The organism is Pseudomonas sp. SID14000 (genome assembly GCF_002165135.1).
GTDB lineage: Bacteria > Pseudomonadota > Gammaproteobacteria > Pseudomonadales > Pseudomonadaceae > Aquipseudomonas.
Genome location: NZ_NFZQ01000172.1, coordinates 1 through 386, shown reverse-complemented (window position 1 = coordinate 386; position 386 = coordinate 1). Strand labels below are relative to the sequence as shown.

Sequence of the window (386 nt, the reverse complement as noted above, 5' to 3'; positions counted from 1 at the left end):
CGCGGCGTCCAGGGCAACGGCGAGTTCGGAGAGCAGCCCGGCAACGGCATGTCCGGCCATGTTCGTCGCGACGAGCGCTGCGGCGACCACGCCAGGCGGCACGGTCGGCGTGCCGACCATGCTCGTGCTGAGCGCCCTCGCGGCGGTTGCCGCAGCCTGCTGGAGGCTCGGCGTCAGGGTGTTGGCGGCCTCCTCTTCCCACCGCCCGGCGCCGACAACGCGCGCGCTGTCGATCAGTTCGTCGCCTCGGCGTAGGTCGGTGTCTCCGTCCGGTTCCCAGTGGCGGGTGTGCTTGCGGGTCTTGGGCGCGTGCAGGCGGGCGGTGTGCGGGCGGCAGCCGACGTGGTGGAGAAGGCTCTGGCCGACACCCCGACGGTCTCGGCCTG

1 protein-coding gene is annotated in these 386 nt (G+C 73.3%); it reads right to left on the bottom strand.

The features are described 5' to 3' along the window. Window positions 1-386: hypothetical protein (locus CAY82_RS26850; RefSeq protein ID WP_170931148.1), on the bottom strand; the 386-nt coding region annotated here is incomplete at both ends.